10 protein-coding genes are annotated in these 17,910 nt (G+C 41.9%); all 10 read right to left on the bottom strand.

The window, feature by feature from the left end; genetic code table 11:
• Positions 1 to 14: 14 nt before the first annotated feature.
• Entirely contained in the window at positions 15 to 437 is a 423-nt protein-coding gene (locus L0M98_RS17705) for a hypothetical protein (RefSeq protein WP_227217101.1), read from the bottom strand.
• The gene (locus L0M98_RS17700; protein WP_227217102.1) at positions 427 to 3,540 is read right to left on the bottom strand and encodes a M6 family metalloprotease domain-containing protein; all 3,114 of its coding nucleotides are present in this window, start codon (positions 3,538 to 3,540) and stop codon (positions 427 to 429) included. Before L0M98_RS17700 ends, L0M98_RS17705 begins: the two co-directional genes overlap by 11 nt.
• Before the next feature lie 19 nt (positions 3,541 to 3,559).
• A complete protein-coding gene (locus L0M98_RS17695) occupies positions 3,560 to 4,969 on the bottom strand; it encodes a hypothetical protein (protein ID WP_227217103.1) in 1,410 nt (469 codons plus the stop codon).
• Positions 4,970 to 4,981: 12 nt separating this feature from the next.
• Positions 4,982 to 6,073 (bottom strand): hypothetical protein, encoded by a 1,092-nt coding sequence (locus L0M98_RS17690; RefSeq protein ID WP_227217104.1) that lies wholly within the window; start codon positions 6,071 to 6,073, stop codon positions 4,982 to 4,984.
• Between the two features lie 29 nt (positions 6,074 to 6,102).
• Positions 6,103 to 7,524, bottom strand: coding sequence for a RagB/SusD family nutrient uptake outer membrane protein (locus tag L0M98_RS17685; protein WP_227217105.1), 1,422 nt, complete (start codon positions 7,522 to 7,524; stop codon positions 6,103 to 6,105).
• Between the two features lie 17 nt (positions 7,525 to 7,541).
• Positions 7,542 to 11,162: a SusC/RagA family TonB-linked outer membrane protein gene (locus tag L0M98_RS17680; protein WP_227217106.1), complete on the bottom strand. Its 3,621-nt coding sequence runs from the start codon at positions 11,160 to 11,162 to the stop codon at positions 7,542 to 7,544.
• 141 nt (positions 11,163 to 11,303) lie between these two features.
• The gene (locus L0M98_RS17675; protein ID WP_186975901.1) at positions 11,304 to 12,491 is read right to left on the bottom strand and encodes a FecR family protein; all 1,188 of its coding nucleotides are present in this window, start codon (positions 12,489 to 12,491) and stop codon (positions 11,304 to 11,306) included.
• 63 nt (positions 12,492 to 12,554) lie between these two features.
• Complete coding sequence (locus L0M98_RS17670) at positions 12,555 to 13,115, bottom strand: RNA polymerase sigma factor (RefSeq protein ID WP_099291727.1); 561 nt, start codon at positions 13,113 to 13,115, stop codon at positions 12,555 to 12,557.
• Between the two features lie 237 nt (positions 13,116 to 13,352).
• On the bottom strand, positions 13,353 to 14,459 hold the full coding sequence (locus L0M98_RS17665) for an OmpA family protein (protein WP_186975902.1): 1,107 nt from the start codon (positions 14,457 to 14,459) through the stop codon (positions 13,353 to 13,355).
• Between the two features lie 329 nt (positions 14,460 to 14,788).
• Positions 14,789 to 17,896 (bottom strand): hypothetical protein, encoded by a 3,108-nt coding sequence (locus L0M98_RS17660; protein ID WP_227217107.1) that lies wholly within the window; start codon positions 17,894 to 17,896, stop codon positions 14,789 to 14,791.
• Positions 17,897 to 17,910: the final 14 nt, after the last annotated feature.

Here is a 17,910-nt window from a genome sequence, read left to right as displayed (position 1 = left end):
TTTTAATTCAACAATTATTCATTATTTTGCATCAAATAACCGACTCCGGTAGCAGTCGACCAGAGCCAGCATTTATTATTTTCCTTTTTCAACACTACCCCTTCCTGTTCTCCGGCAAGCACTTCATTCACCCCTTTAGCTTTCACGCTCATCACCACCTTAGCCTCCGCCACCGGAGCTTCCGCCAATTCACAGTGAACATATTTATCCTGACTATCCGTTTGGATTCGCCAAACCCTTTGATCCTCCGTAAAAGCCATTTGATGATTAGTTTCATCGAACATCAACAAAGGAACATCACCATCATAAACGCCACTCACCGTCTGTTGTAAAAACTTTTCACGCTTGGCATTATCTCCCATCGTCTCTACCTCATCATCTTTACAACCGAGCAAACAACACATTAGCAATAATGGACATACAACTTTATTTAACATCTTTCTTCGCTTTAGATTGAACATTTATTTTACGAACCAGAATTTCCGTCACACCATCAGTCGTCGTCACCTCCGCTCTCAAAACATGCGAACCGGCAGGCAATACTAAATCCCGGGTAGGCACAAAAGTTTTCCCGTCCAACTTCCACACGATCCGACGTACATCCTTTTGAATATTAGTCACTACCGGCCAATACAAATCTCCTTCACGCCAATCCGTCCGAATGCCTGCTAGAGAAGCCACCTCCTCTTGAATCTTCTCCGTGGTAAAACTTCTGCTCACCAACGCTCCGGTTTCAACATCCCCCGATTGAACCACAATCTCCACGTCGTACGCCGTACCCGGCAACAATTGATTGATAATACAGAACGTCGTATCCGATTCAAGAACACGGAAATTATTATCTTTCTGCTGTTTATACCTGATTTTCCAATTCAACACCTCTTTATCATCATTCCATACCAACCGCACTTCCCGCTGTCCGATCATGAAATCTTTTAATTGAACAATATCCTGCACAACAGTCACGTTACATGTTATCTTGCTTTTCCCGTCTGCCGCAGCTGCCGTAACCGTAGCCACCCCCTCGGTCAACCCGATAACTTCCCCTTTATCCGTGACTTTAACAATCTGATTATCCGAACTACTCCACACGATAGCCTTATTAGTTACGTCCTCCGGAAGAACTTTCGCACTCAATCTCACAGTATCCAAAATTCCCACGGTCACCTCCTTCTGATCCAACTCCACTCCTGTTGACCACACCGTTTCCAACAACCAAGCAGACAAAATCATACACATCTCCTGCTTTTCCCATGACGTTCCATTAGAACTCATCACTCCTCCCCCAGAAATACGGGAAGCGGTAATCGGGATCTCGATCTCGTTCGTTTCACCCGTGGCACGTACACCAATCTTTAAAGTTTTACCAGCAGGAATCATAACGGCATCATCTCCCAGGTAAATCCGATTCAACCTTCCGTAAACAAAATTATCCAACGACTTGGTCAACACGCAAGCATCATCGAGCCATACCTTCAGTTCCAAACCGGCGGCCTTCGACACATCCAAATCCACCCACTTCAAACTGCAATTTTCATAATCCCTCAATTCCTCCACTGTCCAGTTGTGCGCCACGTAAAGCGGACCCGCTCCCGAAATATTACGTATCGAACCCATAATCTCTTCATCCTTATTCTGGGACAACTTCATAGCACGCTCCTCCGCAGGTGTTTGAAGTTGTATATCTAAACGATTATCGGTCAATATTATATCTTTCACCGTACTAAAACGAGCAAACCCCTCTTTCTCCGCTTCAACAACATATTTTCCCGCGGGTATATCCTTAAAAGTATAATTTCCGCGAGAATCCGTGATTGTCTCAATACTCTCACTTCGTGCGCTTCTGGCATATTCAATAAAAGGAACAACACTCTTAGCTACCACCTCTTCCACAGCTTTCAGTGTAACACGAACCCCCGACTGCGGCTCTCCCTTCATATTCGTAACCACACCTGTCATCCCAACCGATTCCGCTAAATAAAAATCAAATGAAAGCTCACTCCCACGTTGACTGATATTAGACAATCCCTTCCCCAACTCTATACCGGACCAAGGTTTCGGCTGCACTTGCGTCTTATTCAACGAACCGGGATAAAACATGCCCGAACTACTAAAACCACCTGCCTCAACGCCATTCGCCGGAATAATTCTCATACACGGATGCGCCTTAATACAATTAATCGTATTCTGAAGCCAGCGATCTTTCGCCTTAACACCATTCACCCAATTATTCGAACGATCGATTTGGTAAATCAATAACCCCGCACCTCTAATAAATGCATCCCATCCTTTTTGTTCGCGACATTCCAACATAAAAATCTCCCCTTCCACATCTGTCGTATAAAAATAAGCTTTATTCTCACTGATCGGAAGCAGATTATAACTACCGGCTCGAGTCAACTCCTCCGGTTCCAACCACCCAGCCATCACACGCTCCATGGCAGTAAGACACGGGGGAGTACACCCGTCATTATTATAATTCCCCGATGACATCAAAGAAAGTTCGAACAAACCTGCTCCCTCTCCATTTTCACCGTAATCCGTATCATAAGCATCCATCAAACCTACGACATGACCAAATTCATGACAGAATGTCCCGATGCCCGCCATTCTATTTCCTGTATTTCCGCGAAGCTCTGAAGTACACGCATAATCAGCCAACTTCATCCCATCCACAGTATAATTATGCAAAGCGAGAGAAGCACGATGAGGCCAAATTGACTCTGCCGGTCCGTGTTCCGCTTCATTAAAACCGGCATAATAAATAAAAACATTATCCAACACACCATCTCCATCGGTATCAAATTGTCTCAACGAAACCCCGTTATCCACAACTTTCTGACAGGCATCCTTAACAAAATCCACCATACGCGCATCATTACCATAATCATCGTTCTTTCCGTAATACGCCATTGGCTTGCCTAAATTATAGGGTCCCACAACCACAAATTCAGGATCGAACTGCCCGTATGAATTATCCCGATAATAATCACGTGCGCTCCCCGTAGCCCCATTAGCACTATATCCCCCCAGATTAAGCAGGTCATTAAAGGCTTGTTGAGGAGAAGGCGTTGCAAACTTAACATCCTCAAACTCGACCAACACCACCAAAGCCTTCGGGCTTCCCTTGGCTACAAAAACTTTTTGAACCTCCTTTTGTTCCCGCTCCGCGTATCGCATCTTTGCACGCACCTTGAAACTAGCAGGAATCCCCTTCGTACGTTTTGTCAAAGAAGCCGTCTCCCGGGAATCACGTTTTCCCTGATCATTAGCCCGCATATCACTAATCACCCTCGCACCTGTCGAAGAAAAATCAACGTAATAATAAAAACCGTCCTCTTTTTGAGCGATCACATAACCGTCAAGCGTTGTCAAGTAATGAAATCGTTCATCCCCATACATGCGAATGGATAAAGTCGTTCCATCCGGCAATACCTTATGGCACACCCCTCTTTGGGCCGGTATGCCCATTGTCACTCCATTCCATCCCAAGAATAAAAGCAACAAAAAGATTTTAACACAGCTAATCCTGTCTTTCATATTATTATTTTATTAAAACTTAATTCTCGGGCAAAACAGTGTCTTTATACACAAACTGATAATAATACATAATAGCACGACCGTCACTTCCGGTACTAGTAGAAGTTCTGGTCAGAGAAGACAAACGCCCCTTTTCATCCGTCTTGTAAGAAAAATTATTCACAACAACAGAAGCATCCAAATACTTTACCATTTTCAAATACACGTACGGACTAAGAAAAACATCTTGGAACAAAATACCCACCTTAAAAGGAACAAACAAAGAATAGGGCAATTGTTTCAAATAAGTCGGAATTCTCATCGTTTGAAAATCTGTCGCCCGAAGACGATCCCTCTCCAATGTCGCCGCAAATGCAGTTCCCCAAACCTCCGACATAATCTCTCCGATTCCGGTTATATCCTCGTACGCAACCTGGGTAACAACAACAGCACCCGCCACGAACCCGTTCAACTTCTCTTTATCATACAAACATTGACCGACATGGTAAGTAACTGCCGCTCCCCACGACTCGGTCACGTTCTGCAACATCCCTGTCGTGTCATAATTAAAAACATAATTGATATAATCCGGATTCTCCAAACCGTAACCGCTTTGAGAAATACTCCGTATCACCTCCTTTTCCTTGATCTGATCATACATAATCTGGAACTTGTAATGTTCCAAAATATCAATCAAACTTATACGATTTTGCTCATCATACTCCAAAAGCACCTCATACGGCAACCGACCTCCACAAAGAATCTTTACCGGCTTCTCCATCTCCCGAACTTTAAAAATCTTCACTACCTTCGTCGTTCGTCTTCCATCCACATCCTCCAGTAAAATTTGCACGGAATACTCTTTTTGACGACGTAACGGTATACGATAATTCAACACGTACTCGGTCATATCTTCTTCCACGACCGGAAGTTCCTGCTTCTCTCCGTCAACCGTAAGACGTACCTGACGAATCGGGATCATTCCCGTGGTCAAAGTCGCCCGTATAGAAAAAGCATCTACATCCGTCGAAATCGTTTCCCCTCCCTCTAAAATAATCTCCGGAACGGAAAACTTCTTCACCCGTACCATAAAAGCCTTATTATACGTACGGTATTTTAAATCATAAACTTTCACGATAAAAGCAAGAGAAGAATCGCGCACGATATCACTGATATCCACCTGATAATTAAAATCCAACTCTTTCTCACCCTTATACTCTTCCAACACGTCCAAAACTTCATAACTACGCCCCTCCAAAATTTCTATCCGGTCAATACCGTTCGGTACATCCATAAAACACTCCAGATTCACGAAATCCGCCGTGTCACGCCTTACCTCATAAACTCGCGTATCCGTCGAATCGAACTTCGGATCGGGAAACTCCGGAGTTTCCTGACAAGCTATAAACAAAAAACTCAACCAGAAAAAAAATAAATATGTACTTTTCATCCTCATCATGGCTTAAAACAAATTATTGGTTATATCATCAATATCCTCCTGCGTCTTGTTGGATATAAATTCCCTGAAATTAGGATCCGGAGATATCGCCATAACATCAATTCCTAACTTTATCAACGTCTGGGCGATATACCACATCTTGATAGAACATCGCGCATCCAACTGGTAAACAAAAGGATCACTTTCCGTTTCTACCCGGGCACCATCGATCGTTTCCGGATTAATCAAATGATCGATACAAATACGGACATCCCTTTTCGCATCAGGAATAGGATACGTGGCAAGAAAACCGAACATATTATCCGTTGGTCCCACGCTTGTAACAACCATGTGGTAATTCTCAACCCACTCCATTCGAGAAATAGCGTGCTGTTCCTCACCGAGTTCCTCCTGAACTTGATAAACACGTTTACCATAATACGGTTTACTGAATTCATAGAAAGCATCAGGAACCATACTATACAAATCATACTTTTCAAAAGCATAAATAATCATCACGTACAAAATAGCTTTCGTCACCTGCTCAAACTTCTCCGGTGAAATATTCAACATACCGGACTCCAGATTAACCACTATCGCATTATCATTACTTTGGCAAAAAGTAGAACCCGCCCCCGTCTTACTCGGTCTGTTCACCGTCTGCATTATTAGACCGCTCACGTCCGTACCGACAATCAACTTATTCGCTATCAATATTTTATTCGGGAAATATTTCTTCTTAAAATCAGAACGATACACCTCCCCTTGAAACTCCAATTCATCTTTAAAATAACGGAACACAGCCGTATCAAGAACCGCTATCGCCGAATCGCATTCCGATTTTCGCTCCATCTTCCCAATCTCCATATTTCTCCAGAAACGATTGGCCCAACTCTCGTAGAAATTAAACTTTATATCCAGATTTTCATCAAAATCCGTCATCAATGCCACACCATAATCATCATAATATCTTTTGACAACGGGATTTGACCAATCAAGCAAATCCTGCACCCGGTCAACATCCAAGCCCGAGGGAGACAACCCATCCTCGTCCTCGCAAGCGACACAACAAAACAATAATGCGCTAATAGCTAAAATAATACTTATCCTATTCATCTCGGTAATTTTTATTAAAAGTCAAAAGATTATTCAGGCAATTTCTCCAAACGATCATTATTAATAATCAACGGATTATTCTCGCGTTCCTGCAAAGGAATAGGCAACACGTAATTAGGATCATTCTTGAGTAAACGGTAACTCTCCTGTCCCTCTCTCACCTCATCATCATTAACATAAGTAAATACATGCTTAATTTCCGGTCTGTATTCCTCACCCATCCGCCTTAAATCATACCAACGGAAATGACTTTCAAAACAAAATTCCCGCCTTCTCTCATCGAATATGAATTGCAGAAGTTCCTCATCATCAAAAGGAATAACTACATTCGCGGGATGTCTGTATCGATGATCAACCACCCTTTTCACCGCCAAACGGGCACCATTAATATCTCCCAGCCGAACACAAGCCTCCGCTTTATTCAGCCATGCCTCGGCAACTCGCATATTAAACCCGCCAAGAGAAGTGAAATAAGATTCAAACTTTCTCGGGTAATAATACTTTTGCCGAGAATCACCCCGCATTACAAAAAAGCTCCGGAAACGAATATCATTATCCTGATCATAACAAGAAAGCAGGTTCTCGCTAACAACGAAACCGGTATTCTCCATATTTTCGATACTTAAAACTCTTCTATCATACACGAAAGAATAAATAATCTCGCTATTGGACTGATCTACAAACTTCATAGAATCCAACAACTTGGTCATTCCGACTTTCGACGTAACCGAATCAGCGTAATCTGCCGCGGCCTGCCACTCCTGACGGAATAACTTCACTCTCGACATCAATAAATTACATGCATTCACAGACGGGTGCCACAACGACTTCTCCAACCCGGACTTTTCCAATTCAGTCTTACCAATCGACAAATCACGCTCGATCAAATTATAACACTCCTCCAAACTATTCCTTGAATAAAATTGCTCGACCCCATGATCCAAACGAATAGCAACACCCAATTGTTCTTTAGCCTTTTCCGGCTCATAGGGCAACCCGTACAAATTTACCAAGTCAAAATATGCCAAAGCCCGTAAAAAATAAGCTTCACCTTTCACGAAAGCCAACTCCTTCTCGTCATCATGAATATCTTCACAACTGATCAACACGTCATTCAAAATAGCGATCGAACGATACAAATTTCCCCACGCCACATTCGTCCCGATCTGCGCACCGTAATCATCAAGTTCAATCTCATTCTTCCAAGTATAAATGGTCTTATAATTCCTTTTTTTACTCGTCGGGGTAAGCATATTCTCGGAAATATCATCCGTCATGTGGCTTGCCCCGTAAAAATAAGGATGCGACAACGTGCATTCATTCAAAACAAGAGAAGCAAGATGCTCGGCCTTATTGGGTCTAATCTGATCCTGTGACGACTCATCAAGAAAACCGTCACACCCAGCCAATATAATTGTCAAAAGCAAAAGATACAGGTTAATTGTTTTCATAATTTCAACATAATACATTAAAAACTAAAACCAAGGCTAAAATTATAAGAAGGTAACACCGGCATTCCCACAGAGTTCACCTGCTCCGGATCCTTCCCCTTCAACTTCTTATCAAAAGTCAAGTAACCGATATTCTGAACCTGAAAACCGAAGCGCATATTAGAAATACCTAACCGTTTCAAATGACGATCGGGCAAATCGTAATTCAATGTCAAAAGCTGCCACCGGATATAATCTCCTTTAGCCGTACGTACATCACTCCGGTCATAAGCCCACCAGTAAGATTTTTGCCAGGGAAGAACATACGGCGACACGGCTTCTTCAAAAGTATACGACGGAGTCAAAAGTTCATTGGACAAAGCCGGAATATTCGTATGAGCCTCATCCCCGGGCTTACGCCATCTCTTGTTAAACTCGCCCGTCATATTCTGCTCCGGCAACGGCATCGTTTGATTCTCACCATACATCTCCAACAAACGAACCTTCTGCCCTATCTTGTACGTGAAACTTGCAGATAATCTCAAATTCTTATATTTAAACTCCGTCCCGAATCCCCCGTAAAACAAAGGCAACCGACTTCCCTCGTACACCAGAGCTTTTTGTAATTGGGCGTATATCGTCCTCGTATCCCAATAACCATCCCGGTTCGTAAGATTCTTATCGCCAACCATTCCCTCGAACGTCGGCAAACCATTGGAATCCAATCCCCCGAAACGATAAGAATAAAAACCGTCTATCGGGAACCCCTTCATATAAATCGAACCGTTCAAAAAACTCTCTACGGTACTGAAACTTACATCCTCGTTAATACCATCCAGAATTTTCTCTTTCACACGAGTGATATTAAAATTCATATTCCATTGGAAATCTTTTGTCTTAATATTCTGCGTCATAATATTAAACTCGAAAGTATGGTCTTCCTTCGAACCTCCATTATACAACTGAGAAGAAGCACCGTTAACTAAAGAAACCGGACGAGTCAACAACAAATCAAGACTCTTCGAATACCCGTAATCCAAAGCCCCGCTGATACGACCACCCAACCAAGAGTGATTCAACCCGATATTCAAAGTCTTCGTTCGCTCCCATTTCAAATTAGCATTCGGGAAAGATGCCAGTTCGGAAACATACTCCGGTGATAAATCCGTATTACCTTGCCCGTAATTCTGTATCGTCAGATAAGGTGAAGCCGAAGGCGGATTCCCCCGGAAACCATAAGACAAACGAAGTGCCAACTCATCCATAAACGACACCGCCATATTCTTGATAAAAGGCTCATTATGCAAATTCCAACGCACGGAAGTAGACCACGCCGGTCTGAATTTATAACGTTCATATTGACCGAACTGATTGGAACCGTCACTTCGGATATTAAAATTGAAAATATACCTGTTCTCAAACGAATAATTAAAAATAGCGAACATCGACATCACGTTCCTCACGCGATCCGTAACGGTCGGATAAACTGAAGCTCCACCTACTCCTCCATCCGCCAACCAACGAAGCATGAAAGGATATTTCAAATCATCAATCTCCGTCATCAAAAAAGTCGGAATCTTTATAAACGACCTACCCTGCTCGTGATTATAACCGGGAGCCATCCAACCTTCCGCCCCTTTATAAATAGTAGACGAAGCCTCCTGCCCTATATTCAAATTAAAAAAATGCCGTTCCCCAAAAGACTTATTATAGTTGATCTGTGTCAATATGGAAGTTGCCTCCGAAAGCACCATACCGCTGGAATACAATCCACCGAAAGGTACCACCGTACCCTTTTTACTCTCCTCGTCAGCGTCATCACCTATAGAACGCCACATTGACATATAATACGTATCTCCACCGATCCACTCCTCGGAAGAATTAGTGGTATTTCGGAAAGAAAATTGACTCCGAACCTTCAAACCATGAATAATCTCCCAATCAACAGAAGCACGAACATTAAAATCCCTGTTATACACCGTACGACCCGAATTAGCAAGTTCATTCAAGATATTGTATTTCACGTAACGATAATCACCCGTGGTATTCTGAATAGATATCCGGTCAATATAATACAAACCGCCATTTTCCTCTCGTGCAGGTACCGCCCGGCTCATATTATACGCCTCGTTAAAAGCCGAATACGCCGAATGATTGTATTTTGCTTTTTGTGAACTTCCGCTCAACCCGACAGATATCAACACGTTTTTCCTCAAATTAAAATCCCCGTTAACACGACCGCTGACACGATACAACCCCACATTGAGCTCCGTTCCGCGTTGATTATCATAACTCAAACCCGCGTAAACCCTCATCTTTTCATTACCCCCGGATAAATTAACGGAATGCGCATGCGTAAGAGCTACCCGATAAAGCTCCCCGAACCAATCTTCGTTCAACGCTTCCAATCTTGCGACCTCCTTTTGAAACTGAGCATAATCAATCTCCCGGAAATAATACTTTTTCAACACCCCTTCATACCCGACAAACTGGTGAATTTGAGAAGGATAATACAGATTCCTCTCCGCAATCTCTCTCGAAACATCAATACGTTCCTTTGAATTCATCAAATTAAGGTCCGAATAACGCGGACGATCCACCACACTTATCGATCCATTATAATTGAGAGACAACGATCCGCTCTTCCCACGCTTCGTGGTCACGACAATAACCCCGTTCGCTGCTCGAGTTCCATAAATAGCCGTGGCAGAAGCATCTTTCAAAATATCTATCTGGGCAATATCTTGAGGATTCAAACCCGTGATGGCATTACCAATCAAATTCACGTTATCCAAACTATTGATCTCTGCAGGAGTCAAAGGAACAGGATCCTCGTAAATAACCCCGTCAATAACCCACAACGGCTCACGGGTTCCCGTGAAAGTAGCTCCGGCACGAACCCTCATCTTCGTGGCTGCTCCCGGTTGCGCACTTATATTCATAATCATCAACCCGGGAGCCTTACCCTCCAGCATCTGATCGATCGTCAAAGCACCCATCCGCTCCAACTGTTCTGCCTTCACCGTAGAAATAGCGCTTGTCAACTCTCGTTTGTCAATCACTTGGTAACCGGTAACAACCACCTCGTCAATACTCTGTGTTTCTTCCTCCAGAACTACCTCCAACGACTTTTCTCCTTTATAAAGCACCTCTTTCGTCTGCATACCCACGAAAGAAAAAACCAACACAATCCGGTCTTTGGAAGGCACTTGTAAAGCAAATGCACCTTTCACGTCTGTAGCCACCCCAACTGAAGTTCCCTTTAACGTAACCGACACCCCGGGTAAAGTAATCCCCTCCTTGTCTTTCACGATTCCTTTAATAAGAGTACCTTGTACCGAATCTTTGGCAACGACCTCCCCTTCATCCTTAATTACCACGACATCATCTAAAAGAGTATAAGTAAGTCCCGTACCAACCAACAAGCTACTTAGCACACTTTTTAACGTCTCGTTTTTCGCATCCACGGAAACATTCTCTATAGCTTTAATCTTATCAATACTATAGAAAAAACGAATTTCCGTTTGTTTACGCAATTCCATGATTACTTTTTCCAAAGAAACATTCTGCAACTGCAGAGAGACCCTATGTTCTTGAGAAAAAACTGTTGCCCAAACGTTTACATTCAACAACACTGTTAATAAGAAAGTTAATTTCATAGCCAAAAATGCTTTTTTTAAAACACGAATAGGTATATCACGCCTATTAATCCAATTTTTTTTCATAGATTTGAATGTTTAATTATTCCAAGTAATTATTCACAAATAACAAGGGAGTATCCGGGCCAAGGGCTCCCTTTTTCACTTTTTATATATTGTAATTACACGTTCCTTAATAACAAACCGAACATCCCCACCAATCTCAATGTAACGCAAAAAATTTCGAACATCATCATATTTTCTCAAATCACCCGAAAAACGCAAAAACTTACACTCTTCACTAGCAAAAAACACCGTCACATCATAATTACGTTCCACCGTTCTCATTAACTCCTCCAATGTCATATTATTAAACACGTATAGTCCCTCTTTCCAACCTACATACTCTTTCAAATTCACTTTTTGAACAATCCAATCCTCTATAACAGAACCGGCTATAATTTGATATCCGGGACGCAAAACGGTATTACTTTCAGGATTTTGATTACTTCCAAATTGAACGGAACCATTGACTAATGTTGTTACCACACATCCCTCATCTTTATAATTACGCACGTTAAATTCCGTCCCCAATACCTTTACAGTTCCCCGTGAAGTACGCACCAAAAAAGGCTTTTCACTATTTTTGGTTACCTCGAAATAAGCCTCTCCTTCCAGTAAAAATACCTCCCGTTCTTTCCCGTTAAATTGAACCGGATATCGTAATTTTGAATCCGCATTAATCCAAATCTTAGTACTATCCGACAAAACCAATGCATACTCTCCTCCTCGAGGTACACAAAGGTCATGATAAATCATTTTATGCACATCTAGCGAATCAGAAGCCGCATACACCACTTGTTTTTGATCTCGAATTATTTCTGTTTGATCACTCAAGGTTATTTTTCCCTCTTCGGCACCTAAATACACTCGCTTCCCGTCATCCAACTCGATAGATGCTTTAAAAGCAATCGGGTGTATTAATTGAGTCTCCGAGTTCTGATCTTCTTTTTCGGAATTAATAACATGCCAATAATAAATGCCCCCCACTAAAAATGGCAATATCAAAACAGCCGCAACATATCTTATCCGCCTTCTCCAGATTTGACGCTGTTGCCCGCGCACATACACTTTAAACTCACTGTATGCCTTTTGAGAAGAAAAACGAGACGGTTCCTTCAACCAAGCAACCACTTGTTTACGATCAGCTAATTCCTTCCCATTATTTAATAAAGCGGGTTCATTAATTAGCTTTTGAAACTCTTCTCTCTTTTTCTCATCATTTTCATTTAAAAAGTTCCGAAGAACTTCCTCTACAATTTCAAATACTGTAAATCCGCAACGCTTCATACATTCTTTTTTGTATATAAAATCCAAAAAAGAAAAAAAGCATAACAGGAAAAAAGAAAAAAATTACAAGAAAAAATAGAGAGCGATGATCCAACGATCACCAAGTTGCTCTTTTATAAATTTATACGCCCTGTATTTTTGCTGCTTTACAGTATTAATGGTAACCCCCAATTGCTTGGCAATCTCTTCCCCACTCATATTTTCCATACTCATCAATATAATTCTTCGCCGCTCCGCAGGTAATTGATCAATTAAATGACGCAACTTACGCAACACTTCTTCTCTAACAACACTTGAGAAATCATCCTCGGTCATCTCCTGTTCCATATCACACCACATTTTCAATCTCTCCTGCTCCGTATTCTGCTCCCGTAAATATTTTAACGAATTATTCGTTCCTGCCCGATACAAATAACTAATCAATGCTTTTTCATTCTCAAAAATGACCTCAGAATCCCAAATCTTTAAAAATATTTCTTGCACAATATCCTCTGTAACCTCCTTATTTAGCAAAATACGATAAACATGATTACATAAAGGTTCATAATAAGTCTTGTAAAACTCTTCCCATGCTTTTTTAGCTTTACAATTTATTCCCACGATTAATTTCTTATTACTCTCCATACAAAAAACATTCTTCCGAGGCAAATATAGAGAATGCAGAACACTTTTCCTCTAATTATCTCTCAATTTAACATTCTAATGTTTTAATATTAAAATATTGGATTTCCAGACGGAAGCCAAACTGGTGGACACCTTTGGCACTGGTTAGCTTGTACCCGTTAGAATATACCCATGCTAGACGAACAAAGAAGCCCGGCGGACAAATCCGCCGGGCTTCTTTAAAATCACTATCGTATCTTATTTAATTATCTCTACCAGAACGCAACGATTCCATTCATCCTTGTCATAACGGGAGCTAACACCTTTATGGTCTTTCACGACACGTTTCTTGTTAATCCCGTATTTATCGATAAACATATCCGCAACCGCATTTACGCGTTTTTCAGAAATGTACATATTCGCTTTCTGGGTTCCGCGTTTATCAGCGTAACCGGTCAAACGAACACGAACGTCAGGATTCTCTTTCAAAAATTGAGCTAAATTATAAATACCCACCTCTTGGGTTGCATCAATCTTGTAGCTATTGAAAGCGAAATTAATCGTCGTCGGCAATGCCTTGTATTCAACATCCGTCTTCGTTGTCGGCACCTCTTCTTTTACAATTTTCACCACGGTATCCGGGGCTCTTCTCAACAATTCCTGAATTTGTGCCTCTTGCGCTTTTGTCAAACTCTGAAGCTCCGCATATTGTTTGTGGCTAACGGCTTTCTTGAAAGAACGATTTTTAAATCTAAAGGTAACACCCACGCTTAACCCCATAATTCCATCATTGGGAAATCCTCCGCGAACCACAAGGTCATCATCTAAAATTATCCCGGAGTATTCCAGATTCAAATCAAAACGTTCGCACAAGCGGAAACGAGCCTGTACTCCGGCATTAATCGTGAAAGACTGGTCACTGCCAATGAACGCACCACCGATTCCGGCAAACGGAACCAAGTCAAAGCAACGATTCTCGTTGTATCGACCGAAGAAATTCAACAACCCGAACATGAAATCCCCGTGAACAGCCCCGTAATGCTTGTGCAACATGGTTTTCCCGTTATTCTGGAAGCCGTGTAACGCACCTCCCAAACCTTGTACTCTCACTCCCCACCAAGGTGCAAACCATTTACCGACAGACAATGCCGGCATAAAAGTCAACCTATCCCCGAATTTAGCATCAGTAGAACCTTCTGCATAAAGAGTCTGAGCGCCAAAATTCATAGAAACAAACCAATTATCCCAAAAATTATTGGTTTCAAAAGATGTTTTGTAACCGGGTAAATTCTTTTCTTGATTAGATTGTGCAAACGTGGAGATGCACAACATCAACATACATGCAAACAATAAATTCTTTTTCATTTTTAAAATAATTAAAGTGTCTATTCGTGTAACATTCCTCATATACAAAATTCGAAAAAACGCCGCAAAATTAATAAAATTCATTCATTTCTCAATACCACGAATAAAACAACTAAAAAACTTTACACCTACTGAAAACCCACTGCAATCCTACCCAAATAATACCCTAATCATACCCTGTCCCCGTGCGTTCCCCGTTCATTCTATGGACATCCTATTATCTCCCATATAGAAACCCCGGAGATTGACAACACCTAAAGCATCCCCATGTACTTATTACCCTAGGTCTTGGGTAGGAGTACAGTAGGTTTTCGATATGTCTAAAGCAGTTAATCTTCCACGCAACGGATAAAACAAGCATCACTTTTTTTATCCCCTCCTTTCTTCGCAAAGACATTAGCGTCATCTAATGAGTTAAAATCAAAAGTAAAATAATTTATATCCCAAGCAACTTTAGAACCCGGTTCTACTTTATTATTCAACCAATAAACCGCCCCCGGTCGCCGGAATAGATCATAGAATAAAGGATTATTTTTGGGATTGGGGTAATAATCTATTCTCCCGGAAGCATATCTAAGTACACCTCTTCCATTAGTATTCTCATTAAACGGAGTACCGCCCCACGGCTCATAATCATAGTTCCTTCGGTGCCCATATCCCGATGCTCCTACAGGAAAAAACACATGCTTACCATTAGTCTTATTATACACGAAACATCCTCTCATTCCATAGCCGCTAGCTTTCCCATCTGCACTGATACGGTATTCATAAACGTCCTGAATACTTGCGCGAGTATCATTAGCCTCATCACCATAAAGCACCCCATACCCCTGTTGGATATTTGCATCATCAAAAAGAGCTTGGTAATCCTCGTACTTTGCAATTCTTGCTCCATTCCCTAAATTCACCTTCCACGTGGGAGATGTGTCAGAAGTTCCAGCATCTATCTCTCCCCACAGTAATTTTTTTTCACTCCCCACTATTGTAAATTCCTTATCTTTAGCATCTTCAAAATCTTCTTTTTTAACATTAGTCCACGGGGTTCGAGAATTTACCTGATTGGATGCCGCAATGGGCTGCTCCAAGTTATCAAAACGGAATAAGGATCCCTCGTCAAGAGGATTGACAGCCTCTCGCGTCTCGCTAACTAAATTGCGGGTATGCCACTTTGCTTTATTGCTCACAAGCTGCACCGGGGCATCTCCCTGCATCACGAAAATCAAGTGTTGGCAAGTATAATTATGATAGTCTACACGAATAATCGTGTGACGAGCCTCACCCTCTTTGAGTTTCCCTTTGAAATTCACGGTGAACTCGATAGGACTTCCCGTCTTTCCTACCACCTCCTGACCACCATTGAGTGTAATAAAATCATCCCCTTCAAAAGAAACTCCATCCACCTCCTCGGGAATATAAGCCCGCCAAGGTCCTTCGGATGGGAAAACTTCAAACTCGGTAGCCTCCTCTTTAGGCAATCTCATCAATTTCACGTGAAAGGAAGTCGTGTTCTCCGCGCTTCGATAAATTCCCTTGGGATTGACAACACGTCGCACCTGAAAAATCTTTGCCGTATCTTTTAATATCTTTTCACCCCTCTCGTCATCAAACTTGATTTTCGCGGTAAATTCCACTTCTGCACGGCGTTGATAGGCTACATAAGGATTATTACCGGTATAAGCTGTACTAATAATCATCTGTTTAGCTCGGGTATACAACGGAATCTTCACATTGACGGTTTTATTCCCTTCGGTAGGTTTTATACTATAATTACCATTATCATCATCAACGTACTCTGTTTGTCCCTCGCTTATAGTGTAACTCCTTTTTCCCCTTTCTTTACTATTATAGTAGTGTTCATTACCAGCAGTATTATCCTTAGTTCCAACATACTCCACGCCAGCCGCCTCATTTGCTTGGTCAGGATCAATTGTCAGCACTCTGGCAGTGGTCTTGCGAAGCGACAGAAAACCATTCCAAGGTGCATTTTCAGCACTGGACGTCACCGCACAATCATACTGCCTCGCATAATCCAGTGTTGAAGCCCCCTCCGGAGCCCAATTGTTGAATATAATTCTCGCATCCAAAGACAAAAGTTTAGCCCCGGCAGTATTGATTTTTAGAGGGAAATCCATGGTACGATTATAAAGATAAGAAATGTAATAAGGCTGCGGCACTTCAATACCAGGTACTTCCTCTTCATACTCGATATGCCAATCCACATCGTTCGCAAACTTATTGAACTTGAGAGTTAATTTATAGTGATAGTTTCGTTCAGCATTATAATCCTTGATCACGTCTTTTCCTAGCATAAAACGATAGACTATATCGCCACTCCCCACGCGTTCTTCATTAGAGGACACGTAATATGCCCTTACCTCTATATAGGTTCCCGAGGGCTTCGCATCTTTATAAGCCTTATCATCTTCCTTACCTCCTGTCGGGTAGCTTACCGAGGAATTGTTACCACTTACATCTTGCCGCTTATCACTTTCAGTTCCTTCCTCTCCCTCTCCCTGCATATTCTCGAAGAAGTAAAGCGCCTCAACAGTCTCTCCATGAGGATCTTTTTCATTTTTATCCGGATTTGCGCTACTGTATTTAGGAGTTCCTTTCGTGATTCTCGCTTTATAATTAGAGTTATAAGTGGTGTTGCCTTCGGAATAATCGATTAACTCCCCATCCTTTATAAGAGCGGCTTTATCTTTTGTAATATCGGGAGCATTCTCTTTTCCTAAAAAACAAGTAGCCGGAATATCCTTGATTTGTACTGATTTTAAATAAATGTACACGTTCTCGTTAAGATCCGTCCCATCGTAAGCCACGGTCACTTTCGATGCCGCACGACGCACCCATGCGTACAACTTCGTCGTATTTTTATTAATAAGCACCGTTCCATCCGTGGCATCTATCTTTCCATCCTCTGAAAAGTGACCGAACATTTGACTGTTCTTTGCCACATCTTCGGCAACCCAGTTAAAAGATATTCCTTTCAATCCATCCCGAGTCTGAATAGCGTCTTTATAAATATCAAGTTCCAGATCCAGATTGGCAACCGCGTAAACATAGTACCGTCCTTGAGGAACAGCCCGTTTAAATGCTGCACGAGAGGTTTTCGATTCAGCATAGGGTCCACCTGTTGTAAGGTCATTCCTGCCAATTGTTGTCTCCGTGAAACCTTCAATCTTGTACTTCTCGACCAACATTCCATCCTCCGAGTACAACAACATCCATAAACTGCTAATCTCTTTTATCGCATTCCCCGCTGTTCTACTCGCTCCATTTAAGGCAGGAACCAATGGTTTAAATTCCACGGTAGCAGTCACCACACTCTTGGCTCCGGGAGTAAAATCATCTTCTTCTCCCAACGGTTCATCCTCGCAAGCGGTAATAAAGATGAACAACATACATAAAAGACTATATATTATATCCCGTTTCATATCTCCTTAAGTTT

The organism is Butyricimonas sp. DFI.6.44 (assembly GCF_022132345.1).
Lineage (GTDB): Bacteria > Bacteroidota > Bacteroidia > Bacteroidales > Marinifilaceae > Butyricimonas > Butyricimonas muris.
This window is presented reverse-complemented; position numbering and strand designations above follow the sequence as displayed.